This is a genomic window from Chryseobacterium panacisoli (assembly GCF_008274625.1).
GTDB classification, from domain to species: Bacteria; Bacteroidota; Bacteroidia; order Flavobacteriales; family Weeksellaceae; genus Chryseobacterium; species Chryseobacterium panacisoli.
Map to the genome: position 1 here is coordinate 818200 of NZ_VTRU01000001.1, position 26539 is coordinate 844738.

Annotated in this window: 26 protein-coding genes; 8 read left to right on the forward strand and 18 right to left on the reverse strand. The window is 35.9% G+C overall.

Annotated elements, in window-relative coordinates; genetic code table 11:
* Nucleotides 1-43: 43 nt before the first annotated feature.
* From FW781_RS03895 to FW781_RS03915, 5 genes are all read right to left on the reverse strand, one after another.
* Complete coding sequence (locus FW781_RS03895) at nt 44-337, reverse strand: hypothetical protein (protein ID WP_149386210.1); 294 nt, start codon at nt 335-337, stop codon at nt 44-46.
* Between the two features lie 49 nt (nt 338-386).
* Complete coding sequence (locus FW781_RS03900; protein WP_149386211.1) at nt 387-1373, reverse strand: 2-hydroxyacid dehydrogenase; 987 nt, start codon at nt 1371-1373, stop codon at nt 387-389.
* A 74-nt stretch (nt 1374-1447) separates the two neighbouring features.
* Nucleotides 1448-1711 carry a prevent-host-death protein gene (locus FW781_RS03905; protein WP_149386212.1) on the reverse strand — a complete coding sequence of 88 codons (264 nt, stop codon included), beginning with the start codon at nt 1709-1711 and terminating at the stop codon, nt 1448-1450.
* A gap of 193 nt (nt 1712-1904) precedes the next feature.
* Nucleotides 1905-2555 carry a protein-L-isoaspartate(D-aspartate) O-methyltransferase gene (locus FW781_RS03910; RefSeq protein WP_149386213.1) on the reverse strand — a complete coding sequence of 217 codons (651 nt, stop codon included), beginning with the start codon at nt 2553-2555 and terminating at the stop codon, nt 1905-1907.
* A gap of 99 nt (nt 2556-2654) precedes the next feature.
* Nucleotides 2655-3305 (reverse strand): hypothetical protein, encoded by a 651-nt coding sequence (locus FW781_RS03915; RefSeq protein WP_149386214.1) that lies wholly within the window; start codon nt 3303-3305, stop codon nt 2655-2657.
* Nucleotides 3306-3437: 132 nt separating this feature from the next.
* Between FW781_RS03915 and FW781_RS03920 the strand changes: the two genes are divergently transcribed.
* From FW781_RS03920 to FW781_RS03945, 6 genes are all read left to right on the forward strand, one after another.
* The gene (locus tag FW781_RS03920) at nt 3438-4400 is read left to right on the forward strand and encodes a Gfo/Idh/MocA family protein (protein WP_149386215.1); all 963 of its coding nucleotides are present in this window, start codon (nt 3438-3440) and stop codon (nt 4398-4400) included.
* 346 nt (nt 4401-4746) lie between these two features.
* Nucleotides 4747-6477 carry a cellulase family glycosylhydrolase gene (locus FW781_RS03925; RefSeq protein ID WP_149386216.1) on the forward strand — a complete coding sequence of 577 codons (1731 nt, stop codon included), beginning with the start codon at nt 4747-4749 and terminating at the stop codon, nt 6475-6477.
* Between the two features lie 65 nt (nt 6478-6542).
* Entirely contained in the window at nt 6543-7421 is an 879-nt protein-coding gene (gene bla-A, locus FW781_RS03930) for a CGA/CIA family class A beta-lactamase (RefSeq protein ID WP_149386217.1), read from the forward strand.
* A gap of 34 nt (nt 7422-7455) precedes the next feature.
* On the forward strand, nt 7456-7866 hold the full coding sequence (locus tag FW781_RS03935; protein WP_149386218.1) for a hypothetical protein: 411 nt from the start codon (nt 7456-7458) through the stop codon (nt 7864-7866).
* 10 nt (nt 7867-7876) lie between these two features.
* Complete coding sequence (locus FW781_RS03940) at nt 7877-8767, forward strand: 3-hydroxybutyryl-CoA dehydrogenase (protein ID WP_172625701.1); 891 nt, start codon at nt 7877-7879, stop codon at nt 8765-8767.
* Between the two features lie 52 nt (nt 8768-8819).
* Entirely contained in the window at nt 8820-9059 is a 240-nt protein-coding gene (locus tag FW781_RS03945) for a hypothetical protein (RefSeq protein ID WP_002977986.1), read from the forward strand.
* 48 nt (nt 9060-9107) lie between these two features.
* On the opposite strand, the gene FW781_RS03950 is transcribed toward FW781_RS03945, so the two are convergent.
* The 5 genes from FW781_RS03950 to dnaN form a co-directional block, all read right to left on the reverse strand.
* Complete coding sequence (locus FW781_RS03950) at nt 9108-9518, reverse strand: META domain-containing protein (protein WP_121488240.1); 411 nt, start codon at nt 9516-9518, stop codon at nt 9108-9110.
* Between the two features lie 491 nt (nt 9519-10009).
* Entirely contained in the window at nt 10010-12412 is a 2403-nt protein-coding gene (gene pheT / locus FW781_RS03955; RefSeq protein ID WP_149386220.1) for a phenylalanine--tRNA ligase subunit beta, read from the reverse strand.
* A gap of 207 nt (nt 12413-12619) precedes the next feature.
* On the reverse strand, nt 12620-13237 hold the full coding sequence (locus tag FW781_RS03960) for a DUF417 family protein (protein WP_149386221.1): 618 nt from the start codon (nt 13235-13237) through the stop codon (nt 12620-12622).
* A 63-nt stretch (nt 13238-13300) separates the two neighbouring features.
* Complete coding sequence (locus FW781_RS03965; RefSeq protein WP_149386222.1) at nt 13301-14131, reverse strand: AraC family transcriptional regulator; 831 nt, start codon at nt 14129-14131, stop codon at nt 13301-13303.
* A gap of 200 nt (nt 14132-14331) precedes the next feature.
* The gene (gene dnaN / locus FW781_RS03970; protein WP_034699704.1) at nt 14332-15462 is read right to left on the reverse strand and encodes a DNA polymerase III subunit beta; all 1131 of its coding nucleotides are present in this window, start codon (nt 15460-15462) and stop codon (nt 14332-14334) included.
* 336 nt (nt 15463-15798) lie between these two features.
* Between dnaN and FW781_RS03975 the strand changes: the two genes are divergently transcribed.
* Nucleotides 15799-16185: a diacylglycerol kinase family protein gene (locus FW781_RS03975; protein WP_149386223.1), complete on the forward strand. Its 387-nt coding sequence runs from the start codon at nt 15799-15801 to the stop codon at nt 16183-16185.
* 52 nt (nt 16186-16237) lie between these two features.
* Entirely contained in the window at nt 16238-16693 is a 456-nt protein-coding gene (locus tag FW781_RS03980; protein WP_149386224.1) for a lipocalin family protein, read from the forward strand.
* 77 nt (nt 16694-16770) lie between these two features.
* Here FW781_RS03980 and FW781_RS03985 read toward each other — a convergent pair whose 3' ends face one another.
* The 8 genes from FW781_RS03985 to purB all read right to left on the reverse strand — a co-directional run bounded on the left by FW781_RS03985 (nt 16771) and on the right by purB (nt 26421).
* Complete coding sequence (locus FW781_RS03985; protein ID WP_149386225.1) at nt 16771-17229, reverse strand: GyrI-like domain-containing protein; 459 nt, start codon at nt 17227-17229, stop codon at nt 16771-16773.
* A gap of 190 nt (nt 17230-17419) precedes the next feature.
* Nucleotides 17420-17752 (reverse strand): gamma-glutamylcyclotransferase family protein, encoded by a 333-nt coding sequence (locus FW781_RS03990; RefSeq protein ID WP_149386226.1) that lies wholly within the window; start codon nt 17750-17752, stop codon nt 17420-17422.
* The gene (locus FW781_RS03995; RefSeq protein WP_149386227.1) at nt 17752-18381 is read right to left on the reverse strand and encodes an SGNH/GDSL hydrolase family protein; all 630 of its coding nucleotides are present in this window, start codon (nt 18379-18381) and stop codon (nt 17752-17754) included. Before FW781_RS03995 ends, FW781_RS03990 begins: the two co-directional genes overlap by 1 nt.
* 263 nt (nt 18382-18644) lie before the next feature.
* A complete protein-coding gene (locus FW781_RS04000; protein WP_228720132.1) occupies nt 18645-19055 on the reverse strand; it encodes a ribonuclease inhibitor in 411 nt (136 codons plus the stop codon).
* Nucleotides 19039-22734 (reverse strand): phosphoribosylformylglycinamidine synthase, encoded by a 3696-nt coding sequence (locus tag FW781_RS04005; RefSeq protein WP_149386228.1) that lies wholly within the window; start codon nt 22732-22734, stop codon nt 19039-19041. The genes FW781_RS04000 and FW781_RS04005 overlap by 17 nt, the downstream gene beginning before the upstream one ends.
* Nucleotides 22735-22924: 190 nt before the next feature.
* Nucleotides 22925-23896 carry a WG repeat-containing protein gene (locus tag FW781_RS04010; RefSeq protein WP_149386229.1) on the reverse strand — a complete coding sequence of 324 codons (972 nt, stop codon included), beginning with the start codon at nt 23894-23896 and terminating at the stop codon, nt 22925-22927.
* A gap of 28 nt (nt 23897-23924) precedes the next feature.
* Nucleotides 23925-24833: a hypothetical protein gene (locus FW781_RS04015; RefSeq protein ID WP_172625658.1), complete on the reverse strand. Its 909-nt coding sequence runs from the start codon at nt 24831-24833 to the stop codon at nt 23925-23927.
* A 160-nt stretch (nt 24834-24993) separates the two neighbouring features.
* Nucleotides 24994-26421, reverse strand: coding sequence for an adenylosuccinate lyase (purB, locus tag FW781_RS04020; RefSeq protein ID WP_149386231.1), 1428 nt, complete (start codon nt 26419-26421; stop codon nt 24994-24996).
* Nucleotides 26422-26539: the final 118 nt, after the last annotated feature.

Consider the following 26539-nt stretch of genomic DNA (forward strand, 5'->3'; position numbering starts at 1 on the left):
ACCTCACTGAAATTCAGCAAGGCTAGTCTGTTATCATCGAAGTTTAAGTTAAAACATCATCATTTTCTTCTTCATGGTCATCTTCATTATCGCTGAGGCTCCAATAGTTGTTCTCTTCATCTTCTTCTCCTATTTCTTCCATTTCATCATCGTCATCCACTCCCGGAATATCTAAGCCTTTATCTATTTTATCTTCGTCAAAATCTTCATCTAAAATAGGATTCCCGTCTCCGTCAAGCGAAATATGTTTTTCTCTCTTAAATATATCTTCGTTGGGGTTATAATCCATCTGTTCTAACCTCTTGTTCTGTTGATTAATATTTTTCTCTGGTGCCATAATATTTAAGATTTTAGGTTTATATAATCAGAACAAAAATAATTCCAAGTTATGATGAATGAGCAGAATAAACGTCAGGATTTGCACAATGCGGCATTTTTTCATTTTTTGAAAAAGCAATGATGTTTCCTGCAGCCAGTCTTGCCATCCCGTTTCGGGCTTCAATAGTGGCAGAACCAATGTGCGGCAAAATACAGACACTTGAAAGTTCAAGAATAGGATCATCTGCTGACATAGGTTCCGGGTTAGTAACATCAAGACCCGCTCCCCATATTTTTTGATCAACCAACGCCTGATACAAATCTTTTTGATTGTGAAATCCTCCTCTGGCCGTATTGATGAAAATAGCATCCGGCTTCATCTGTTCAAATATGGACTCATTGAATAATTCTTTATGGTCAGGAGTAAAATTGGCATGAATGCTCAGTACATCTGAGTTTTTGATCAGCTCTTCAAAAGAAACATAAGCTGCTCCCAATTCCTGTTCCGCTTCTTCATTATGATGACGGTTATGGTAAATGATATTCATTCCAAAAGCCTTCTTAGATTTCTCAGCCATTTCATAACCAATACGCCCTAGTCCAAAAATCCCCAAGGTTTTCCCATAAAGCTCTTGTCCTAAAGCATGCAAAGGATCAAATGCACCCCAGCTTCCGTCTTTTACTTTCCGGAAATTGTAGCTTGCTCTTCTTGCTACGGACTGCATGAGTAAAAAAGCAACATCTGAAGTGGCTCTGCTCAAAACATCAGGCGTATTACCCACAGGAATATTTCTTTGGGTAGCTTCTTTGATATCTACATGATCGAATCCCACAGAATATAAAGCAATGGCTTTTACATTCGGGCAGGCTTCAAAGAAGCTTCTGTCATATTTAAATTCTGCCCCAATGCTTACAAGGGTATCGGTATTTTTACAGTAATTCAGCCATTCTTCATAAGAAAGGTTTTCTTTTTCCGGAACTGTAATTTCCAGTCCTGCTTCTTCCAGCATTTTAATTCCTGTTTCGGGAATTTTTTTATTGATAAAGACTTTCATTGTGATGGATTAATGATGGTAAATAAAAAACCTCACTCGCAAAAAGTAAGGTTCATGAACTTTAATATTAAAAATTATTTCTTTTCATCTGAATGATCTTTGCTTTTCTCCCAGGCTTCAGAAGCAATTTCCTGAATTTCTGTCCAAACTTCTTTCGCGGATTTCTGAGATTGTGTCATAAATCCCTGTTTGGTCGCTTCCTGATTCCTGCTTTTCATGTCATGAATGTAATCTTTTACCTGTTGGGAATAACTTTCTACGCTATATCCCGGATTATTATTCAGGTTTTTCTGAAGATTACTAAAATCATGTGACGCTTTGAATCTGTTTGTATCCATAATAATAGATTTTAGTGATTGGGTTCTCACATGAGTCCAATTTTCATTCCGAAATCAGTTAAAATATTTTAAATTTTGGCTAAAGCCGGTTGAATATTTATTTATAAGAAAACGGACTAAAGTCCGTTTCTATTGATAAGATTGATAATTGATGGAACTCGTGTTTGAGACCAGTTCTTTTACCAATTCCGTACTATTGATTGGTTTTTCCAAGCATCGGAACAAATTTGTAAGCCCCGAATTCTTCTTTTTCAAATTCTGTAGGACCTATTTTGGTAAATCTGTATAAAACCTGTTCATCAGTAGGTCCCAATGGAATCACCATGATTCCTCCGATGTTCAGTTGTTTTAAAAGCTCTGTCGGTAAGGTAGAAGCACCACAGGTTACAATAATTTTATCAAAGGGAGCAAAAGTAGGAAGCCCGGCAAAACCATCTCCAAAGCTCTGAAATTTTGGAAACAGATGAAGTTCTCTGAGTTTCTTTTTGGAAAAATCAAATAGATCTTTCTGCCTTTCAACCGTATATACATGGGCTTTCATAGCCAATAAAACAGCCGTCTGATATCCGCATCCGGTACCAATCTCCAGAACTTTTTCACCCGGCTTTACCTTCAGCAGCTCAGACTGCTCTGCCACCGTTGAAGGGTGGGAAATGGTCTGATGTGCCAGAATAGGAAATGCCCTGTCTTCATAGGCAAAATCTTCAAAAATACTTTCAATAAAAAGGTGTCTCGGAACTTCACTCATTGCCGAAAGTACATTTTCGTCCGAAATTCCAATTCTGTTTCGAAGGTAGTCAACTAAAATCTTTCTTTTTCCTTTATGTACAAACGAATCCTGCATTTGACAAAAATAAGAAATTAGAAGTTAGATTCAGAAATTGGGGCAAAGAATTATCCAAAAAAATAAGCAATCAAAAAATGACTGCTTTCTTCTTATTTCTCAATTCCATTTTATTGGATAAGGTCCGTAAAAATCGCTGAAGGTATTATCAGCACATTTCTTTCTGACAAAAAAATTATAGTTCATTGTTTTACTTAATCCTATATAAATGGCTTTTTGACCTGAAATCACTAATTCTCCGCTCGCAGGTGGTGCAGAACTGGTTGTCAAAACAGTTTCATATGCAGAAATGCCATCATTTTCCCAGGTTACTGTAGCATCAAAAGTGGAGGAATAAACGGAAGAAGTAGTTTTTGAATACGTTGCATATCCCGGTTTTATACAGGTTGTTGTATTACTGGCCAAAACGGTAACAGGTCCCGCCCAGTTGCTCCGGCCATTGTCTATTCCGCAATTTTTTCTTACGTAAAGATCATATTTATTATTCTTATACAATGGTAGACTATAGGAATTCTTATAGGTTACAACTGTTGTTCCATTTCCTAAAGTAAAACCTTGCTCTCCATACTGTATTTCATAATATCCTTCCCCCTGGCTAATCATATTCCAGGAAAGCTGGTTACTTCCTTTTTCAAATATCAAATTTTCCGGAGTTCCACATTGAGCCTGCGGGTCATATGGACTATCTCCTATACATCCGGCAGTACATAATCCTAAGATGAGTAATATCGAAATTATTCTTTTCATCATTATTTTTTCTAACCGTGAATTTACTGTAATTTCTCTAATAAATACATGCGTTCAAACTTAAATATCTCCAAGTGAAAAGTCATGTATTTTATAAATGTACATTCACTATATTTACAAAAATTTAATACAGCTATGTTAAAAGCAGGTTTGGTAGGTGCCGGACACTTGGGGAAAATACATTTAAAACTTCTTAATCAGTCAGATAGATATGAGTTTGTAGGTTTCCATGATAAAGATGTTGAAAACGGAAAGAAATTAGAAGCCGAATTCGGATATAAATATTTTGAAAATTTTGATGAATTGCTTGAGCAGATTGACATGCTTGATATTGTCACTCCTACAGTTTATCATTATGATTATGCTTTAAAAGCTATTGAAAAAGGGCTGCATTTCTTTATTGAAAAACCGGTAACACAGACTCTTGAGCAGGCAGAAGAAATTTTACGCTTATGCCAGGAAAAAGGAATTAAAGCACAGGTAGGGCACGTTGAGCGATACAATCCGGCTTTTATTGCCACTAAGGAATATATCAGCAATCCGATGTTCATAGAAATCCACAGACTTGCAGAATTTAATCCCCGCGGGACAGATGTTTCTGTAGTATTGGACCTTATGATCCATGACCTGGATATTCTACTGAGTATGGCTAAATCTAAGGTTAAAAACATCCATGCAAGTGGTGTTTGTGTGGTAAGTAAGACTCCGGATATTGCCAATGCAAGGATAGAGTTTGAAAACGGATGTGTTGCCAATCTCACCACTTCCAGAATTTCTATGAAGGCAATGAGAAAAAGCAGATTCTTCCAGAAAGATGCCTATATCTCTGTAGATTTCCTTGAGAAAAAGGCTGAAGTGATCAGAATGAAAGATGCTCCCGAAAACCCCACTCCATTTGATATGATCATTGAAAATGCGGATGGAGAAAAGAATCAGATTCTGTTTGAATACCCGAATATTCAGTCCAACAATGCTATTCTGGATGAGTTGAATTCTTTTGCGGATGCCATCACAAGCGGTAAAAATGTAGAAGTTTCTCTTGAAGACGGAACGGAAGCGTTGAAAGTCGCTTTGGAGATTATGCAGCTGATCAGCTAAAAACAAACATAAGCTGTCCTATAGCAGCTATACATACAATGCTATCTTATAATTGAATAATGATTATAGGGTAGCATTTTTAGTTTCCATTATTTTCTCAAGATATCAGGATCTTTAAATTTTAATAAATACTTTTCGTTAAAAATTACTGATTTATCAATAAAAAATCCTTTTTAAAACAAAAAAACAATATATTTGAAGAACAATTCAATAAAGTATTGAAACATTTTGTTTTACATATATGGATATCTGACCCCATAAATGATCTGAATACAGATTCATTTGGTAATGTCGTCATTCATTATAATCTCTAATTTTCCTATCATTTTAAACCATTGAAACCATTATGAAAAGAGCTATTGTAATATCCGCACTTTTATTGTCTCAATTTGGGACATCACAATTATTAAAGACTTCCGGGCAAAAAATCGTTAATGATAAAGGTGAAAATATCCAATTGAGAGGCCTGGGCCCTGGCGGCTGGATGCTTCAGGAGGGCTATATGCTGAAGACAGCTGACTTTGCCGGTCCTCAGTATAAGATTAAGGAGAAAATTGCGGAATTAATTGGTGAAGACGGAATGAATGAGTTTTATAAGGCTTATCTGAAAAACGGAATCACCAAACAGGATATTGATTTTCTGGCAAAATCAGGATTCAATTCCATACGACTTCCCATGCATTACAATCTTTACACGCTTCCGATTGAAAAAGAGTCTGTAAAAGGAAAAGATACATGGCTGGAAGAAGGTTTTAAAATGACCGATGATCTGCTTCAATGGTGCGCTGCTAATAAAATCTATCTGATCCTGGATCTTCATGCTGCTCCGGGCGGACAGGGAAATGATGTCAATATTTCTGATAATGATAAGTCTAAACCTTCGCTTTGGGAAAATGAAGAAAATCAGAGAAAAACCATAGCGCTTTGGAAAAAACTGGCTGAACGCTATAAAGACAGTCCATGGATTGGTGGCTACGACCTGATTAATGAGCCTAATATCAACTTCACAGGCAAAAACCCGAACGGAACTGATGAAATGTCTAATGTCCCGCTTTGGAAACTTCAGCAGGATATCACAGCTGCAATCAGAACGGTTGATAAAAAGCATATTATTTTCATTGAAGGAAACGGCTGGGGAAATAATTATAACGGGCTGCCTGCCATATGGGACAACAATATGGCTTTCAGCTTCCATAAATACTGGAACTACAATGATGATCAGACCCTGAAGTTTGCTCTGGATCTCCGGGAAAAGCACAATATGCCGATCTGGCTTGGTGAAACGGGTGAAAATTCCAATGTCTGGTTTACTGAGCTTATTCAGCTTTTGGATAAACATAACATCGGATATGCATTCTGGCCGATGAAAAAGATTGATAATATTGCAGGAATTACCAATGTCAGGATCACACCTGAATATGAAAAATTATTGGATTACTGGAAAAACGGTGGCGAAAAACCTTCTAAAGAGTATACGAAAAAGGCTTTAATGCAGATTGCCGACAACTACAAACTGAATAATACAGAAGTTAAAAAAGATGTTATTGATGCAATGTTCAGACAGACAACGGATGCTTCAACAAAGCCATTTAACAATCATCAGGTTCCGGGAAGGATATTTGCTTCAGAATATGATCTGGGCAAAATGGGTTCCGCCTATCTGGATAAGGATTTTATTAATCTTTGGGTAAGCGATCCTGCCAAAAGATCCGAATGGAACTCCGGACAGCAGATGAGAAATGATGGTGTAGACATTTATAAATGTAATGATAAAATCACCAATCAGTATTATGTGGGGAAAACAGAATCCGGGGAATGGCTACAATATACGATTCAGTCAAAAGGAGACAAAAATTATACGTTTGACATCCGGTATGCAGCAGCCAGTGATTCAAAAATAAGAATCGAAACAGCCTCCGGAAAAGTTTTAGCTGCGGTATCATTGGCTTCCAGTGGAGGAAATGAGAACTGGAAAACAGTTTCAGTCAAAAATATCAGCCTTCAGAAAGGGGAAAACAAGATCAGAATTTTCTTTGAAAATGATGGTGTCAATCTGAATTATTTTGAAGTAAAATAGTAATAATTATCTTAAATTGCAGCTCTCTTTTGGTGTTCAAAAGAGAGCTTTTTAATTTCGATATTATGAAAAAAACAGCATTTCTCTTTCTTCTGATTTCTGCATTCACATTTGCCCAGACCTCACTATTGGAACAAAAAATACATTCAATTCTTAAAAACAAGAAAGCAACAGTGGGAGTTTCTGTTCTGGGTTTTGAAAATGGTTTTAAATATGATAAAAATTCGGATAAAAAACTTCCGATGCAAAGTGTGTTCAAATTCCATATTACAGCTGCAGTTCTGAATTCTGTAGATCAGGGAAAGCTTTCATTAGATCAGAAAATTGTACTGAACCAATCAAATTTACTTGAAAATACATGGTCGCCCCTTCGTGATAAATATCCCGCAGGAAATGTTGAAATTCCGTTAAGTGAAGTGATAGAATACACTGTTGCTAAAAGTGATAATAATGGCTGTGACATCCTTCTTAAACTGTTGGGAGGAACTCAGACTGTTCAGAAATTTATGAACTCCAAAGGGGTAAAGGGTTTTCAGATCAAATATAACGAAGAGGCAATGCATAAAGACTGGAAGGTTCAGTATGAAAATTACAGCACTACAAAATCAGCAGTTGATGTCCTGAAAAAGTTTTATGACGGTAAATTATTATCAAAAAAATCTACAGATTATCTGATGCAGGTAATGCTGTCTACTTCAACAGGATTAAACAAAATGGTAGAACAGCTTCCCAAAAACACTCCTGTGGCCAGAAAAACGGGAGCTTCCGGAAAGAACAGCGCGGGTTTAACGGGGGCAGAAAATGAAATTGGCATCATTACTTTACCTAATGGTAAACATTATGCAATAGCTGTATTTGTCAGTAATTCAATGGAAACGGATGCAGTAAACTGCAGAATGATTTCTGATATTTCCAAGGAGGTTTGGGAATATTTTAATAAGTAGAATTTTAAGCTTATTTTTAAAGCGATTTTTTAACATGAAAAAAATAATAGTAACAACGGCTCTGCTGGCTTTCACATTCTTTTACTCGCAGAAGAATCAGAATTATTTAGAGATCAGCTATGGAAGTGTATGCTGCGGCCCTCCATCTGATAAACCTGTCATCAGCTATCTGAAGGAATTTAAAAATAAAAGCAGGGTAAAAAGCCTGGAAATTCTTTTACAGAAAGGCAGAGGCAGAGAAGGTGAATTCGCATTATATGTTGGGACTGACTATCTTACAAAAAATCAAAAAAGCCGTCTTATAAGAGGGTTAACAGCTACTGTTTCTAATCAGAACAACAGTAAGAAAACCCCAAATACAGGAAACGTTTTCTTTGATTCGGCAACGGTTGTTTCTCAATCAGATCTTATTGACGTAAAAAATTTAACTATCTATAAAAAATAAAGGAAAAATGATCAAAAACATTGTAGTTATCGGAGCGGGAACCATGGGAAATGGTATTGCACATACTTTCGCACAAAGCGGTTTTAAAGTAAATCTTGTAGATGTATCTCAGGAAGCTCTGGACAGAGGTTTGAAAACCATTACTACCAATCTTGACAGAATCATTGCAAAAGGAAACCTTACAGAGGAGCAAAAAGCTGAAACATTAGGAAACATCACTACTTTTACAGCACTGAATGAGGCCGTAGGAGCTGCAGACCTTATTGTAGAGGCTGCTACAGAAAACATGGATCTTAAACTGAAGATCTTTGGCCAGATGGATGAACTGGCTCCTGAAGGCTGTATCCTGGCAACCAATACTTCATCTATATCTATCACAAAAATTGCGGCGGCTACCAAAAGAGCTGATAAAGTAATCGGGATGCACTTCATGAACCCGGTTCCGATCATGAAACTGGTAGAAATTATCAAAGGATATTCTACTTCCAAGGAGACTTTTGATGCGATCTATGAAATGAGCAAAACTTTAGGTAAAGTTCCTGTAGAAGTGAATGACTATCCTGGTTTTGTGGCTAACAGAATTTTGATGCCAATGATCAATGAATCTATCGAAACACTTTATAACGGAGTGGCTGGTGTAGAAGAAATTGATACGGTAATGAAATTGGGAATGGCACATCCAATGGGTCCGCTTCAGCTGGCAGACTTCATTGGTCTTGATGTATGTCTTGCCATTCTGAATGTAATGTATGACGGTTTCAAAAATCCGAAATACGCCCCTAACCCATTGCTTGTAAATATGGTGACAGCAGGGAAACTTGGTGTAAAATCAGGGGAAGGATTCTACGATTATTCTGAAAGCAAAAAAGCTGAAAAAGTTTCAAAAATGTTTTTGAAGTAATTTTAAAGTCAATAATTTTATTTATCTTTGAGAAAGTTAAAACATTAAAAAAATGAAATTACCAAAGTTTTTATTAGCAGATAATTCGGAGTTTCCAGAGGATCTATTCGTAGTTCATACAGAATACCCAAGATTTATCTTAAACGTTGAGGAAGAAGAAGTTGAGTGGTTAGATGATCTTGAAGGTGATGATGAAGAAACTATGGCAGACGAAGCTACGAAAGTAGTAGAAGCAGCGTTTAAATGGTGCGACGAAGAGTTGGCTAAGTACGACGAAGAAGAGGAAGATTAATAACACTCTAAACATAAAAAAGGAACTCAATTGAGTTCCTTTTGTTTTTTATTCTGATTTAGTGAATTTCAATAATAAAAGATTGTCTTTATACAATTCTAAAGTATTTCCGGAAATCACATATTTGTTTGCTTTTCCCATCATATCCATAAAGTTCTGCTCTACTCCGATGTTGCTACACATCATTTTTGTAGATCCCATCTGTCCGGCTGTAAAACCACCTGTAGACGGATCTATTGAAGCTGTCCCGAAATAGTTATTACATCCTGCATTTCCTGTGATTTTCTCTCCTTCAATATTCAATGTCGGAACCTTACCTTTTACTGTTTCAGCCAGCGTCCATTTTGTATTGGCAAGGGCAGGCTGAGCTTTTCCTACTTTAGAAGCAGACGGACTTGTCATGGATCCACATGAAGCCAATACTGCTGCTGTACATATACTTAAAAAAAGATTTTTCATTTTTTTCTTTTTGAATTAACCCAAATTTACGGAAATTATATTATTTAAACGGGCTGGGGCGAATTTTATTATTCTTTAACACTTGGTATTTTGAATAATTTTCGGCTTATTTTTAATGATTAAGAGTTGGTAATCGCAAAGACGCAAAATGCTTTACAAGGTGTAAGTTTTTAGGGCGCAAAGATTTTATCTACAATAAAATTGTTCCTTCTGTCTTTCTCATTCTAAAGGAATCTAATATGATCATTAATATCTAAAAAATAATATGCTGAGACTTAAGGATTGTGGATAAACCTAATACCAAATCATAAGAGAATATGCAATAAAACACAATTCAAAAGGAACGGGCTTTAGCCCGTTTACTTAAAAACCAGTATTCAATTGGCTTCAGCCGAAACCTACGAATATGAATACACTATTCATATTTTAAAACAAAAAAAACGGACTTTAAAAAGCCCGTTTCTATTATTTATGAAATATATTTTTAATGATTACGATCTCAACTCAGCGTTGAATTCTTTCTGGAACGCTTTGATCAGAGAATCCATTACTTCTGTGATTTCCTTTTCTTCCAATGTTTTTTCTTCGTTTAACAGCTCGAAGCTCATTGCATAAGACTTCTTGCCTTCAGGAAGATTTTTACCTTCATACACGTCGAATAGGTTAACACTCTTAATGAATGGAGATTTATTCTTTTTAGCGGTCTGGTATAGATCCTGATAGTTTACATTTTTATCAATCAATAAAGCTAAGTCTCTTCTGATCTTGTTGAATTTCGGAATGTCTTTGAATTTCAATTCGTTTTTAGAACGAAGTTCCTGAGCATATTCCAGTTCAATTTCTGCATAGAAACAATCCTGATCAATATCAAAGTCCTTTAACAGGGCAGGGGCAACTTTTCCAATTCTTACCAAAGCTTTACCATCTGCTTCGTAGACCAATGCATCAGAGAATCTTTCGTCAGAAAGGGCAACTTCTTTATAATCTACAGCCAGTCTTTCCAATAAAACTTTTACATACGCTTTAAGGTTATAAAAACTTACAGCAGACTTAGGCTGAAGCCAGTTTTCAGAAACATCTCTTCCGGAAACCAACAAAGCCAATTGTTTTCTTTCTTCGTATTTTTCTTTTTTGTGATAAATTTTTCCTAATTCAAAGAATTTGATATCCTGATTCTTTCTGTTGATGTTATATACTGCATTCTGAAGAAGTCCTTCCAATAAAGACTTTCTCATAAATGCCAAATCTCCGCTCAAAGGATTTAATAGCTTTACAGCATCTGTTTCGTCTTTTACTGAAGTCAATGAGTTATTCATTACTTCATTAAAGCCAATGCTTTGTAAAGATCTTGCCCAGTTATTTTCCAGTTCATCCTGATCGTTAGTGCTAAGCTTAACTGGCGTAAATGAAAACTTCTGTGGAGCATCAATTTTATTATAACCGTAGATTCTTAAAATCTCTTCAATGACATCAATTTCTCTTGTCACATCTGCTCTGTACGCAGGAACAGAGATTTCAAAACCATTCGGAATTTCATTTAAAACCTGAATTTCCAATGCTTTTAAGATTTCCTTTACTTTTTCTCTGTGAATTTTTGTTCCTAAAATCTGCTCAATTTTAGAGAATCTAATAATCACATAGTTATCTTCTATTTTTTTAGGGTATTCTTCTAATAACTCTCCTACTAATTTTCCTTCAGCAATTTCCTGAATCATTTTAATAGCATGAGTGATGGCTGTTCTTGTAAGATTCGGGTCTACTCCTCTTTCAAATCTGAAAGAAGCATCTGTATTCAAGCTGTGGGCTTTTGCTCCTTTTCTTACCGCAATCGGATTGAAGTAAGCACTTTCAAGGAATATCGTTTTTGTAGTTTCCGATACTCCGGAATTCTCACCACCGAATACTCCGGCGATACACATCGGATTATCTTTACCGTCTTTAATCATGATTTCAGAACCGTTCAATGTTCTTTCAACCCCGTCTAAAGTGGTAAATTTCGTTCCCGGTTTTACAACACCTACTTTCACTTTCTTGTCTGCAATTTTGTCTGCATCAAATGCATGAAGCGGCTGTCCGTATCCGTGAAGAATATAGTTGGTAATATCTACAACGTTGTTAATCGGGCTTAGTCCGATCGCTTTTAGTCTGTCTTTTAACCAAGATGGAGATTCTGCTACTTTTACGTCTTCAATAACGGCTCCGATGTATCTTGGACATAATTCTGCATCTTCAATTTCCAGTTTGAAATCATGAGTTCCTTCATTATTCAAAGCCTCGGAAGCTACTTTATTAAATTGAGACTTCAGTTGGTTGGTAGAAAGATAAGCATGTAAATCTCTTGCAACCCCATAGTGAGACATGGCATCTGTTCTGTTCGGTGTTAACCCGATTTCAAATACCTCATCATTAGTCAGCTCAAAATAGTCTGCAAAGTTTTTCCCTACCTCATATTTGGTTTCGTCCAGCACCATAATTCCTCCGTGATCTTCGCTAAGACCTAATTCATCTTCTGCACAGATCATTCCCTGAGAAACCTCACTTCTGATTTTTGCTTCTTTAATTTCAAAAAAGTTTCCTGTTTTGTCATAGATTTTTGTTCCGACAACGGCTACAGGAACGGTCTGTCCTGCTTCTACGTTGGGAGCACCGCAAACAATATTCAATATTTTTCCGTTTCCTACGTCTACTGTTGTCTTCTTAAGTTTGTCAGCATTCGGATGCTTTTCGCAGGTTAATACTTTACCCACAACAATTCCTTCCAGGCTGCCTCTTACGCTTTCAAATTTATCTATCCCTTCAACCTCAAGACCTATATCTGTAAGGAATTCACCGATTCTTTCAGTTTTTGATTCCGTTTTTACAAAGTCCTTCAGCCAGTTGTTTGATATTTTCATTTGTTTATCTATCTACTTATTTAATTCGTCAGATGAGCCTTAGGGTTTCATCTGCTCTATTTTGAAACTTTTATTTGAAATTCCACCCCTGATTCCAGTGTGATTTTTCGAGCTACAAATGTCGTGTTTTTTTGAGAAATAGAGAAATTTAGAAGCGACTTTAAGATAATTAATTTTCATTAATAGTTGTTCTTCTGATTGATGAATCTATTGGTCAGACGGTCTCACTACCTTCTTTAAGCTATCAGAAAATAATACCAGTCCTCCGGCCATCATGATAATATCTTTTAAGACCAGACGTCCTGCTCCGGACAGATATGGAAATCCAAACTGAGGAGTCGGATCATCTCCACCCAGATTCGGCACATATACTTCGGGAGTGGTTCCTAAAAATGACAGGGTAACCAATGACATTAAAAACGTTAAAGCCCCTCCTACTGCTCCGATTTTAGGAAACCAGATCCCCAGCAACACTAAAAGTCCGATTATGACGATCATCGTCCCCAAACCATAAGAAAATGTATATGTCCCATTTCCTTTATGCCAATCAATATTTTTCTGGATAACTTTTCCTTCCGGATTTTTATACAGCGTATATTCTGCAACAAGTTTTTTATCTTCATTTACAACTTCGTGACCTGCATTTTTGTAGAAGAAACTCATAATAGGGCTGTTGGCTACGAAAGGGACAATTCCTTCGGCTTCGTAATGGAATGCTTTTAACCCTCCAATCCAGGCCATAACGATAAAAACTGAAATTCTGAGAAAATTGAAAAAGTACGTATCCAATTGTAATAAGCGGTGGTAAAGTCTGTTGTCTTGCATGTGATTTATTTTTTAACAAAGGTATTCACACGCTTACAGCCCTAACATAGATATTTGAGGACATTACATGGACATTTTCGCCACCACAGAGATTCCTACTTGTTCTCTGTATTTTTTGGGGGAACATCCTACCGATTTTTTAAAATACCTGCTGAAATAAAATTCGTCGGTAAATCCTAGCTCTGAAGCAATTTCCTTTACAGACCTATAGGTTAAATGCAGCAATTTTTTGGATTCCAGGATGATTCTTTCATTGATAAGCTGAGTAGGCGTTTTTGCAAATTCTTTCTTTACAGCCTTGCTTAGTGTATTATTGGTTATGCTCAATCTGTCACTGTAAAATGACAGCTCCTTTTCATTTTTAAAATGAACCTCCAGCAGTTTCTGAAATTCAGCAGCATTTTTATTGGGCAGTTTATCATGAGAAAACCTACTATTCTCAATACTGCTTTTCTGTTTGCTTCCAATGGCGAGGATAAGCTGTATATAGGTTTTGATAATAGATTCCGAAAACTGATGCTTTTCAGATTCTTCTTTTTTGATGTGATTAAAAAGTTCAAGAATATAATGATAATTTCCTTCTGACAGCTCAACTCCCGGGTTCAGATAAATATTATTGAAAAGAAGCCCGTTGCAGGCCACTTCTTCTTTATGATATTCTATACAGTAATAATCACCATGGAAGAAAAGTACATCAATATTTTCATCAGATTCCGAGACCAGTTTCAGTTTCTGATAAGGGGAAAGAAACAGTATATTGTGTCCGCTGTAAGAATAATTAATATCATCCACAGAGAAAACACCGGAACCTTTCCATAGAACAACCCTGTAGTTTTCAGTGGTGAATTCTGACGGAAGATTTGAGGTGTGGTAAGACTGTATTTTTATTTCCATGATAAGCAATTTTAAAAACTAATGACACTAATGACTCACAAACAACACCATCCGTATGGTTTTCATTTGTGATTTTTGTGAAAAAATTTGTGTAATTCGTGTTTTAAAAAAACATATTTTCTATTCTTTCAGGAATTACCAATATTCCATAAAAACAAAAGCCGGAAAATTCCGGCTTTCTATTATTTGTTATCTTACTATTACAACCCGATAACCGGCATTGATAACATTAGGATATTTTCATTTTCTTCAAGACCGTCAAGTGGTTCAATGATCCCTGGTCTGTTAGGTTGAGACATTTTCATAGTGATATCGTCAGATCCTAAAATGGTCAGCATTTCAGTTAAAAATTTAGAGCTGAATCCGATATTGATATCTTCTCCGTTGTAGTCACAAGGAATCTGCATGTCTGCTTTGTTGGCATATTCAGTATCTTCTGCATGAAGGTGAAGAATATTTCCGGAAAGCTTGAATCTTACCTGATTGGTAGATTTATTGGACATGATAGATGCTCTTTTGATCGCTCCTAATAGAAGATTTCTGTTGATCGTCAATACATTTGGATTTTCCTTTGGAATTACCGCTGTATAGTTTGGATATTTACCATCAATCAGTCTACAGATCCAGATATGCTTACCAAAAGTAAACTTGGCCATATTCTCATTGAAGTCGATCGTAACGTCTTCGTTAGAACTTGCCAGGATATTTTTGAAAATGTTAAGAGGCTTTTTAGGCATGATAAACTCCATCGGCTCAGCGTTCATCAGGTCAGCTCTTTTGTATACCACCAATCTGTGGGAGTCTGTAGATACGAAATTGGTTTCGTTTTCTCCAAACTGGAAAAGAACTCCTGTCATTACCGGACGAAGAGAATCATTACTTGTAGCAAATAGGGTGTTCGTCAAAGCTTCAGACAAAACCCCAGCTGGCATTGTAACACTTTGTGAAGCGTCAAATTCCGGCAATTCAGGATAGTCATCAGCATTGTCTAATGCTACTGCGAAATTATCTTTTTCATCTAAAATCTCAAGCTGGCTTCCCGTACCTTCGGCATTGTCTTTTACGACAAATGTCAGAGGCTGTTCACCATAGGTCTTGATAAAATCCTGAAAAATTTTAGCAGGAACAGCAAATTTACCTGTATCATCAGACTTTACTTCCAGAGAAGTAACAAGAGTTGTCTCGCCGTCAGATGCTGTAATGGTAACATTATTTCCGTCTAATTCAAAAAGATAGTTTTCTAAAATCGGTCTCGATTGAGAGCTTGATATTACGCCACTTACAGTTTGCAACGCCTTCTGCAGTTCACCACTTGAAATAATAAATTTCATAGATTTATAAAATAAGTTTCTACAAATATAATAAATAGATACTATAAAGAAAAGAATAATATGGAGGAGTTTTTCACAAATATCCTTAATCTGTTTTGAGCCTTGATATTATGCTTAAAATTTCTTTTGATCTTGCAATTTTCATTAAAATATTCACTTTATCCAGCTTTCTATTTTGTAACTTTTTTCATCAAAACGCATTTAAAATGTCGGCATTAGAGCCAAAAGAGGATAAATATTGATTATTTCCTTTGATAATATCCTGTTTCGAATATAAAAGATAATCCATACCAATTCAAAATACAAATCCTATCTTTGTCTGAAAAGTTCAGAATCATGCAAAAACCTCCCATTCATAAAAGTTTTCTCAATGCTTTCCGGGGTGTTTTCATGATGATCAAAACAGAAAGAAATTTCCAGATCGAAGTTCTGGCATTCTTTGTTAACCTTTTTCTTATTTTTTATTTCAAATTAAGCAGTATAGATGCAGCATTGGTTCTTATTGCTTCTTTTGCTGTTTTAAGTGCTGAAATTTTCAATACAGCTATTGAAAAGATCTGTGATATTATCCAGCCTGATTTCGATAAAAGAATTGGCTTTATTAAAGACATTGCTGCCGGTGCTGTAGTCCTGACAGCCATTGCTTCAGTGATTGTTGGGATTCTGGTGTACGGAAAATATATTTTAAGATTGATCAGGACAATAAAACACCTGTTTTTATAATTCCAGATACTTTCAATGAATATTTTTTATTATGTTCGCGAAAAATTAACTTATGAAAAAGATTTTGACAGGGGTTCTGGGATTGGTACTTCTTTCATCATGTAGTAACGACAGCGATACTTTACCTGTTGACAACAATGGAAATACAACGAGCAATGTTATCGGAACATGGAAAATACAAACTGAATATACCGTTTCCGGCACTGATAAAACAACGGTTATAAAAGAATATGCTCCCGATGACTGCAAGAAGAAAAGCACTTATGAATTCAGAAATGACGGGAAGTATTATATGACCGACTATAACAGTGTGAATTCTGAATGTCAAAAGGCAGAAGCTACCCTGAACTACACCTATTCTTCTGCAAATATGGAAATTACAATAGGAAATAATACGGCAAAAGTACTTGAGCTTTCCGCCAACAAATTTATTTTTCTTGTAACGGATAATGAGGATCATAACAACGACGGAATTAATGATTATACAAAATATGTTTTATATAAATAATCCGCATTGAAAATAATGAAAGCCTGCTAGCATGAATGTGACAGGCTTTTATTATTTTCAATATTTTTCTTCTGATTCTATTTCACAGCGATCATGATATCCACTTCAGCATCTGACGGATTCTGTGCTTTTTTACCATAGATCTCAAAATCAGCTGTAAATATTCTTCCCAGATCCATTTCCCAGATTTTCAACCATTCATTGATTACCAAATCTTTTGAAAGGTCTCCTTTTGTGGTAAATTTCACGTAATCTCCACCGTCAAAAGAATACCCAACCATTCCTTCAGGGATATTGTCAAGGTTTTTCACTTTACACCCCAAAACTGTTGTATAAGGCTTTGTATGATCTTTTTCGTAATCCGTATAAATGGAATAAATGGTATTGTCTATCTTATTCGGAATTGAATTCAGAATATCTTCACTGATCATTTTTTCCCATAATACAGGGATATCCTTTGCTGCCTGCTCATTTTCATTGGTTGTTCTTACTGAGATTCCGATGACCTTAAAAGGTTCCACTTTCACGTTATTCATTTTTTGATTTTTGTTGTAGGACAAATATAAGGACAGGTTGTGACAAGGGTATGTCAGGAGTATTGGCGTATTTTAAGTTTTGGCTAAAGCCATGGATTTGTATTTTATGGAAAGGATGGGCTAAAGCCCACCTCTATTGGATATTTAATTACTAACTTTTATTGAGATTGCTTCGCTTTCCTGCCAATGACTATTTTCCGACGTAAATAAATCCTTTCTTTCCGGATTTAAAAACAGTTTCGATTCTTTTATAGTCATCCACTTCGTATTCATCTGCCTGAAGGATTTCTGCCTCTGTTACTTCAAAAAGGACTCCTTCTATCTGATCTTCATCGTTTCCTGAAAACTGTAGTACAGGATGGTATTTCTGCCCGCTTTTCCGTAAGACTTCAGGGTTTGTAATTTCAAGCATATTAAGCTTATATCCTGATAAAATGTCTTTCTCACCTTGTAAAAGCCTTCCAAAGGTTTCCATCTGTACCTGCTCTTTCTGTAAAGTTCCGTAAGAAAATAAATTCGGCATTATAAATATTTTTCAATGATTGGGATAGCAACCTCAGCCATCATTCCATAGCCTTTTTCGTTGGGATGTACTCCGTCTGCAGATAATAAAATCTCTTTATCTTCCAGGAAAGCAGCATAAAAATCAATATATCCCAGTGAATGTTCTGCTGCAAGATCTTTAAGCATTTGATTATAGATCACAACATCTTCGTTAATTCTTTTTTTCCCGGAGCTTACCACTACTCCATCAATTTTTTCAGAGAAAGGGAGAATGCTCACAAGATAAATTTCGTTGGAAAATTCTTTGGCATGTGCGATGGCAGCACTCATATTGCTCTTAAATTTTTCAGGGTCTACGATCTGCGCACCTTCTTTTACGGCAAGATCATTGGCTCCATAGCTTAAAAAGACAATGTTTCCGTCTGCGGAATTTCTTGCGCTGAGCTCGTGGGGAATTCTTTTCAGTAATCCTTCTGTAGTTTCTCCTCCGATTCCTAAATTGAATAAAATAAGTTCATCTCCATTTCCTTCGTGAAATTGCTGCAAGGCATATCTTTTCAAAATATCTACCCAGCCTCCAAAAACGCCGTCATATTCCCCGTAAGTAATACTGTCACCGAAGAACAGCCCGTAAATAATTTTCTTCATTCAATTCTTATTGTTTTCTGTTTTGTTTAAGTAAAAATATTAAGAAAAAATTATTTAATGATCATCAACCGTTGAATTTATAGGAATCTATGCTGAATTTTTATTTGAACCATCAAGATTTTGTAAGGAGTGAAGAATTATTAAGATAAAAGCTGAAGCTATTAGTAAGCAGACTGCTTTATTCATCGTTGATGAATCTTAACTTATCTTAAAATCTCTACTGTTCTTAATGGTTTAAGATTTTTCTAATTACCCATTGCTCATTATTCCAGCTTCAGAGCAATATTCCTATGTGACTCGATAATTTCCACCAGGATTTCAAAAAGGGTCTGCCCTTTTCCTTCAGTCAAATCATCTAATTTCTGCTGAATCAATTCTGTGTTGAATGGTTTTCCCTGCCTGATCTTATTTTCGTAAAATTCACAGGTGGCATTAAAGCCCAGATCTTCTTTTGATTTCTGTGATTCTTTCCAGATGATTTCAATTTCTTCTTTGTTTTCAAATATTCCGAAACCTCCATAGAGAATGTCATCAAATCCATCCAGCGTTCCTACTTTCCAATCTACATCTTTCATCAGAACGCTGGAAGCTTCTTCATAGAAACCTCCTAAAGATGAAAAATGACCGCCATGGATGACGATCATTTTTCTTGTATTATTATTTGAAGTATTCAACTCCGTTTTTGAATATATTGTGATAATTCGCAGTTGGTATATTTTTCATGAGACCTTCAGCAAATCGTTCCGGATGTCCCATTCTTCCATAGATCTTTCCACATGGGCTGGTGACTCCTTCAATTCCGAATAATGAGTTATTCGGGTTGAACGGCATTCCATGAGCGATATTTCCATCGAAATCGATGTACTGAGTCGCAATCTGTCCGTTTTCATACAGCTTTTTGATCTCTTCTTCTGAAGCCATGAAACGTCCTTCTCCGTGAGAAATCGGAATGGTGAAGGTCTGACCTTTCATTCCTTTTAACCAAGGGCTTTCATCATTCACCACTTTTACTGTTACCATCTGAGAGATGTGTCTTCTGATGGCATTATGAGCCAGCGTTGGAGAGTTTTCATCCAAATCTTTGATTCTTCCATAAGGCAGCAATCCAGATTTTACAAGAGCCTGGAATCCGTTACAGATCCCGATAATCATACCGTCTCTGTCTAACAATTCATGAACTGCATTTTTCATCTTCTCGTTTTTCAGAACGTTAACAATGAATTTTGCAGAACCATCCGGCTCGTCACCTGCGGAAAAACCTCCGGAGAATGCCAGAATCTGAGAGGTTCTGATCTCTTCCACCCATGCATCAATGCTTTCCTCCAATAACTGGTGGTTGATATTGATCAAAGGTAAGCTGCTTACCACAGCGCCTTCTTTCTGGAATGCATTTAATGTGTCATACTCACAGTTGGTTCCCGGGAATACCGGAGCAAACACTTTCGGCTGTGCAATTCCGTGTTTTTTAATAATGATATTTCTTGGATGGATTGAGTTTGATTTTTCATCAATTTCAACCGTAATTTTTTCTTTTTCAACTGTCGGGAAAAGGTTCTCGAATGTATTTGTATTCGCTGATACAAGATCTGTGATATTGGATTCAAGACCATTGATTTTTACAATACCAGAATCTTTTACTTCTCCGATAAGCTGAAGAGCAGCTGAGCTTAATTCTTCTTTTGCTTCAATAATTAAGCTTCCGATATTTTTAGCCAATAAAACATTTTCATCAGCATTAACCTCAGCTCCTAATCTGTTTCCGAAGCTCATTTTTGCTAAAGCGACTGCAAGACCTCCTTCTTTCACTGTTTTCACAGAAACAATTTTTCCAGCTTTAATATTTTCGAAAATAAATTCAAAAACTTCTTTTAAAGCATCATAGTTTGGAAGTCCGCTTTCCTGAGCGATATGATTGAAGAAATACAGTTTGTTTCCTTCATTTTTCAATTCAGGAGAGATGATATTTTCTTTATCTCCATTGGCACATGCAAAAGAAATCAGGGTTGGCGGAACATTCAGATCCTGGTACGTTCCACTCATGGAATCTTTCCCTCCGATGGCTGCAAGACCTAAATTGATCTGTGCATCATAAGCTCCTAAAAGAGAAGCTAAAGGTTTACCCCATTTCTCCGGGTTTTGCCCTAGTTTCTCGAAGTATTCCTGGAAGCTTAGTCTGATATTTTTATAATCACCTCCCATGGCTACAATTTTCGCAACACTCTCCACTACGGCATAAGATGATCCTAACAGTGAGTTTTGTTTTGAAATTCCTGCATCAAATCCCCAGCTTGCCAAAGAAACTGTTTTCACGTCTTTTGCTCCTAAAATTGGCAGTGCCTGAACACTTCCCTCCATCAGGGTCTGCTGATATTTTCCACCTAAAGGCATTGCTACTGTAGTTGCCCCGATTGAAGAGTCAAACATTTCAAGCAATCCTTTTTGGGAAGCTACATTTTTATCTTTTAAGATGTTCAGGAAGTTTTCTGCGGTGAACGCTTTTGTTTCTTCTTTTACGTCTTCAAGGTGATTGATTTTCACGTCCTGAGATTTTGAACAACCGTTGGTATCTAAGAAAGCTCTTGAAAGGTCTACAATTTTGTCTCCTTTCCAGAACATCTGCATTCTTCCGGAATCTGTTACTTTCGCTACTTCTACGGCAACAATGTTTTCAGCTTCACAGAATTTAATGAATTTTTCTTTATCCTGAGGATCTACGACCACTGCCATTCTTTCCTGAGATTCAGAAATAGCCAGTTCAGTTCCGTTTAATCCTTCATATTTTAAGGGTAATACATCAAGATTTACTTCTAAAGAGTCTGCAATTTCACCAATCGCCACAGAAACACCTCCTGCTCCGAAGTCGTTTGATTTTTTAATCAGCTTCGTCACTTCAGGATTTCTGAATAGTCTCTGAATTTTACGTTCTTCTACTGCATTTCCTTTCTGAACTTCTGAGCTCATGGTATGGATAGAAGTTTCGTCCTGTTCTTTTGAGCTTCCGCTTGCGCCTCCTACTCCGTCACGACCTGTTGCGCCTCCTAAAATAATGATGGAATCACCATTTTCAGGCTTTTCACGTCTTACCCAATCCACAGGAACAGCTCCGGTAACGAAACCTACTTCCATTCTCTTGGCTTTGTATCCTTCGTCATAGATTTCAGAAACCATTGTCGTTGCAAGGCCTATCTGGTTACCGTAAGATGAATATCCGTTGGCAGCCTGTTTTGTGATGGTTTTCTGAGGTAATTTTCCTGGTAATGTTTTATCAACCGGTTCCAAAACATCTGCAGCCCCTGTTAATCTCATCGCCTGGAAAACGAAAGATCTTCCTGATAACGGGTCTCTGATAGCTCCTCCCAAACAAGTTGAAGCTCCACCAAAAGGTTCAATCTCCGTTGGGTGATTGTGTGTTTCGTTTTTGAATAATAAATACCAAGGTTCTTTTTTACCGTCGTATTCTGCTTCAATCTGGATAGTACATGCATTGATCTCGTCAGAAATAACAAGGTTATCCAGATTCCCTGTTTTATGGAAATATTTACCGCATACAGTTGCCAGATCCATTAGAGAAATTGGCTTTAATTCGCGGCCTAAGAATTTTCTTTTTTCAATATAGTCATTGAAGATCGTTTCCAATGTATGTTTGAACTGACCCTCAAACTGAATGTCTGACAATTCTGTTTCAAACGTAGTGTGACGACAGTGGTCACTCCAGTATGTATCTAATACTTTTAATTCTGTTTCCGTAGGATTTCTTTCTTCAGTTTTGAAGTATTCCTGAATGAACTTCAGGTCGTCCAATCCTAATGCAAAACCATGATTGTTATAGAAGGTTTCAAGTTCAGCATCATTGAAACTGATGAAATTTTCGTGAATGATTACTTTTGACGGTGTTTCATCTGCAGGAATATCCAGAATTGATAAGTCTTTTTCCTGAGATTCTACTTTGTTGATCAGAAGGTCTTTAATTTTAACCAGATCTGCTTCAGAAACTCCTTCAAATTCGATTAGTTTTCCACTTCTTACTTTTGATTTTTCATTTTCTGTAAGCAATGCAATACACTGCTGTGCAGAATCTGCTCTCTGATCATACTGGCCAGGCAAAAACTCCATTCCGAAATGAACAGCTTTTGACGGGTTTTCTGTGTGCAAAATATCAGTAACAGGGTCTACGAAGGTATTGTTTACCACTTTTTCAAATTCTCCGTCATTCAGATTGAAAATATCATACACATTGTATACTTTCACGCTTTGAACTGCCGGAACAACCGCTTTTACTTCATCAAAAATTTTTGGACTTTCAACATCGAAAATTCCTCTTTTTTCTACGAAAATTCTTTTGTTATTAGACATTAGATGTCAGATTTTTAATATTAGATTTATTTTTCTTTTTACTTTTTCTGAGCTAAAGTTTCTTTCTTTAAACCCATCTATATTGGAAATTTTTGAGAGAAATATTTCCCTCTAACCATTATTCTGTACAAATTTAAAGGAATAAGTCTATCTTCATCAAATTTGAACTGTAGAATTTCCAATTTTATCTTTATTTGTTGATAAATTTATTAGGATTATCCTTATGTTCTTTCTGAAAGTCTTCTGCATTCTTTATTTCTTCTTTCAACCAGTTTTCAAAAGGAACTTTTTTTTCATTGTAATCTTCTATAGCATAAAACGATTTACCATCTTCTGAAACCATAAATTTGAAGCGGTAAAGCATATCCAATTCCTTTTTCCTGTAGTCATAAGTATTTACCTGATAATACGGGAAGTTTTCTTTTGGTCTTTCTACGATTTCAAAAAACAGATTCTTTTCATTTTCAGATAACTTATTATAAAAGTTTACATAATAAAGATCTGAAAGTTTTTTCTCCTGTTTTTCAAAGAAGTGAAGGATATTTTTTTCTTTTTCATTGTATTGAAATGGATTTGGGTAATATTTTCCATCTATTTCAACTTCATTTCCAGACGGTTTGGCAACCGGCTGAACGGTTTGTCCTTTGGTATTCATCACACTCCATTTCCCCCCTACAATGGCTCTGTGCTCATCATTGGTTTTTTCCCAATCGCAACCGTCACAAAATGCAGCATATCCGTAATTAAAGGGTGATGCAAAATCATGTTCAGCTTCAATAATTGTCTTTCCGTTTCGGTCTGCGAATCCTACTTTACCATTTTTAACCAATCTTCTCAGTCCTTCTGAGAAGTAATCTGCACTATTGTCATAAAGAAAAGGCTGATACAAAAATTTTCCTTTTCTGTCATACACATATCCCCATGCATTTTTCTCTGGTTTTTCGCCTTCTCTACTGCCATCAAAAAGAATGGTTTCTCCTTCTACCGGATCCCCATCTTTTAAGAATGAAAATATTTTGAACTGTGCAGGAACAATTATTTTTCCGGCTTTATCTTTTACTCCAACCAGAGAGTCTTTGGATTTAAAATAATATAAATCTTCTTTTCCCTGAGAAAAAGAAATTATCGGTATTAATATAATGGTTAAAAGATTTTTTTTCATTGAATTGGGAATGGTTTCAAAGCTTAATTTACTCGTCTTTAGTGAGATCTGTTTTCTTACGCGAATTTACAATAATATAATACTTATTAGCAACATCATAGTCTATAGAATTGTTTAGCTTCCACTTCTGATAACCTTCATAATCAAACTGATGATTTTCTGGAGGACTTAATAAATAGTTATACTGCTCCATTAAATATTCGTCTATAAAACCATCATTTCGAAGTTTTGTGAAGAACGAAATCAATTTATCTACTGTGAAATTACCTTCTTTAATTGATGTAGAATTTTTTTTCGTTTTGTAATCTATAAAACCATTTATTCCCGCAATGTGAAAATCTAAAAGGATTCCTGGAATTCCTGAAGCTCTTTCATATTTATCAATATTCTCATATATCCATTTCATCTTATTTGTAGCACTACTCATGGTGATTCTTAATAATACAGTGTCACGAGCAGCAATAGGTGCATAAATAATATTCGAATATCTTGTTAAAGGATTATTTTGTACAATTTTTGCTGGTTGTAAATTCTTTAAAAATTCGTCATGCATTTTATCCAGAAGTAAAGTATCATTTCCTTTTTGGCTTATTTCTGAAATAAAAACCCAAAACCCCGCATCATAAATTCTTACATTAATCATTCTGTTAAGATGGTTAAAATAGCTACTGATTCCGTAAAGCTTAAACTTTCCTTCTTTAAAGGTTATTCCTTTATTTACTTTTTCACTTTTTTTAGGAGTATATTTTCTTTCAGTTAAATCTTTATAATAATGATTTAAAAGCCTTTCTTCATCAAGAAAAGCCGGAATAATTTTGAATTTAAACAAGGCATCGTTATTCTTATTTTCATACTCTGCAGCAAAAACGCTGTCATTTTTAGAGTTTGTAAACAATGCCGTTCTGGAAAAGTCACCCAAACTAAAAGGAGCGTTCATCCCTGAAACTATATGGCTAAAGTCGGCATCGGATCTGATTTTTTTATTCGGTTTTAAATCCTGAGAAAATATCATCACAGGAAATAAAAACAAAATAAAAAACAGGTAAATCTTCATACGAATTAAATAAAATATGCAGCCCAAAAGACTGCATATTGTTTTATACTTTAAGATCAGCTTCCAATCCTATTAAGTCTTTGTTTTGGTCTATAATCGGCTGTACTTCATTTTTGATGAATTCCTCCGTCTGGATCGGCGCGAAACCAATAAAGTTTTTAGGATCTAGAACCTCTTTCAGTTTTGATTTGTCCAGTTTTAAAGAATCATCGTTTAAGATTCTTTCGATAAGATCATTCTCTTTACCTTCTTCTTTCACTTTCTTGGAAGCTTCCATAGAGTGAACCCTGATCACCTCATGGATTTCCTGACGGTCACCCCCAGCTTTTACTTCTTCCATGATAATATATTCTGTTGCCATGAAAGGAAGTTCTTCCATAATATGTTTGTTGATTCTGTTCGGATATACTACAATTCCGTTCATGATGTTGTTCCAGATCAATAGAATAGCATCAACCGCTAAAAATGCCTGTGGAATTGTTAATCTCTTGTTTGCAGAGTCATCTAATGTTCTTTCAAACCACTGTGTAGAAGCTACCATTGCAGAACTTGTTGTCAAAGACATTACGTATTTTGCCAACGCCCCGATTCTTTCGCTTCTCATTGGGTTACGCTTGTATGCCATTGCCGATGAACCGATCTGGTTTTTCTCGAATGGTTCTTCAATTTCCTTAAGGTTTTGAAGTAAACGTAAGTCGTTTGTAAATTTGTGTGCAGACTGTGCTATATTTCCTAATAAAGCAACTACTTTCGCATCAATTTTTCTATCGTAAGTCTGTCCGGAAACTCCGAAAACTTTATCGAAACCGAATCTTTTTGAAAGTTCTTTATCTAAGTGTTTTACTTTAGAATAATCACCGTTGAAAAGTTCAAGGAAACTTGCAGCAGTTCCTGTAGTTCCTTTTACTCCTCTGAAACGAAGGGTTTCAAGAAAGAAATCCAGCTCTTCGATATCAAGAACTAAACTTTGTAACCAAAGTGTTGCTCTTTTTCCAACCGTTGTTAACTGAGCCGGCTGAAAGTGTGTAAACCCTAAAGTAGGAAGGTCTTTATACTGAATAGCAAAGTCTGCTAAATTCTTCATTACGTTAACCAACTTTTTCTTTAAGATTAAAAGTCCGTCACGAATCTGAATTAAGTCTGTATTGTCTCCTACAAAAGCCGAAGTAGCTCCCAGGTGGATAATTCCTTTTGCTGAAGGTGCCACATCACCATAAGCGTGAACGTGAGCCATTACATCATGACGGAATTTTTTCTCATACTCTGCTGCTTTCTCATAATCGATGTTTTCAGCATTAGCTTTTAACTCAACGATCTGCTCGTCTGTAATTTCAAGTCCAAGGTCTTTTTCGATTTCAGCAAGAGCTATCCAAAGCTTTCTCCAATTCTGGAATTTGTTATTATGTGAGAAGTTAAATAACATTTCTTCACTGGAGTAGCGCTCTTCCAATGGATTTTTGTAGGAATTCATTCGTTCTTTTACTTTTTAGATGTACAAAAATACGGTTTTTCAGTGAGAGATAAAAATCTTGCTTTTATGATTTTTCAACCATATTCTGAATCAAATAAAGAGTTTTCATTGATACTTT

Coding starts and splice junctions, on each gene's coding strand:
- FW781_RS03915 (WP_149386214.1), bottom strand. CDS start 3,305: ATGATGAAAAGAATAATTTCGATATTACTCATCTTAGGATTATGTACT.
- FW781_RS04015 (WP_172625658.1), bottom strand. CDS start 24,833: ATGAACGCTCCTTTTAGTTTGGGTGACTTTTCCAGAACGGCATTGTTT.
- FW781_RS03995 (WP_149386227.1), bottom strand. CDS start 18,381: ATGAAGAAAATTATTTACGGGCTGTTCTTCGGTGACAGTATTACTTAC.
- FW781_RS03910 (WP_149386213.1), bottom strand. CDS start 2,555: ATGCAGGATTCGTTTGTACATAAAGGAAAAAGAAAGATTTTAGTTGAC.
- dnaN (WP_034699704.1), bottom strand. CDS start 15,462: ATGAAATTTATTATTTCAAGTGGTGAACTGCAGAAGGCGTTGCAAACT.
- FW781_RS03920 (WP_149386215.1), top strand. CDS start 3,438: ATGTTAAAAGCAGGTTTGGTAGGTGCCGGACACTTGGGGAAAATACAT.
- FW781_RS04010 (WP_149386229.1), bottom strand. CDS start 23,896: ATGAAAAAAAATCTTTTAACCATTATATTAATACCGATAATTTCTTTT.
- FW781_RS03895 (WP_149386210.1), bottom strand. CDS start 337: ATGGCACCAGAGAAAAATATTAATCAACAGAACAAGAGGTTAGAACAG.
- purB (WP_149386231.1), bottom strand. CDS start 26,421: ATGAATTCCTACAAAAATCCATTGGAAGAGCGCTACTCCAGTGAAGAA.
- FW781_RS03990 (WP_149386226.1), bottom strand. CDS start 17,752: ATGCCGAATTTATTTTCTTACGGAACTTTACAGAAAGAGCAGGTACAG.
- bla-A (WP_149386217.1), top strand. CDS start 6,543: ATGAAAAAAACAGCATTTCTCTTTCTTCTGATTTCTGCATTCACATTT.
- FW781_RS03950 (WP_121488240.1), bottom strand. CDS start 9,518: ATGAAAAATCTTTTTTTAAGTATATGTACAGCAGCAGTATTGGCTTCA.
- FW781_RS03975 (WP_149386223.1), top strand. CDS start 15,799: ATGCAAAAACCTCCCATTCATAAAAGTTTTCTCAATGCTTTCCGGGGT.
- FW781_RS04005 (WP_149386228.1), bottom strand. CDS start 22,734: ATGTCTAATAACAAAAGAATTTTCGTAGAAAAAAGAGGAATTTTCGAT.
- FW781_RS03985 (WP_149386225.1), bottom strand. CDS start 17,229: ATGAATAACGTGAAAGTGGAACCTTTTAAGGTCATCGGAATCTCAGTA.
- FW781_RS03980 (WP_149386224.1), top strand. CDS start 16,238: ATGAAAAAGATTTTGACAGGGGTTCTGGGATTGGTACTTCTTTCATCA.
- FW781_RS03925 (WP_149386216.1), top strand. CDS start 4,747: ATGAAAAGAGCTATTGTAATATCCGCACTTTTATTGTCTCAATTTGGG.
- FW781_RS03965 (WP_149386222.1), bottom strand. CDS start 14,131: ATGGAAATAAAAATACAGTCTTACCACACCTCAAATCTTCCGTCAGAA.
- FW781_RS03935 (WP_149386218.1), top strand. CDS start 7,456: ATGAAAAAAATAATAGTAACAACGGCTCTGCTGGCTTTCACATTCTTT.
- FW781_RS03945 (WP_002977986.1), top strand. CDS start 8,820: ATGAAATTACCAAAGTTTTTATTAGCAGATAATTCGGAGTTTCCAGAG.
- FW781_RS03900 (WP_149386211.1), bottom strand. CDS start 1,373: ATGAAAGTCTTTATCAATAAAAAAATTCCCGAAACAGGAATTAAAATG.
- FW781_RS03960 (WP_149386221.1), bottom strand. CDS start 13,237: ATGCAAGACAACAGACTTTACCACCGCTTATTACAATTGGATACGTAC.
- FW781_RS03905 (WP_149386212.1), bottom strand. CDS start 1,711: ATGGATACAAACAGATTCAAAGCGTCACATGATTTTAGTAATCTTCAG.
- pheT (WP_149386220.1), bottom strand. CDS start 12,412: ATGAAAATATCAAACAACTGGCTGAAGGACTTTGTAAAAACGGAATCA.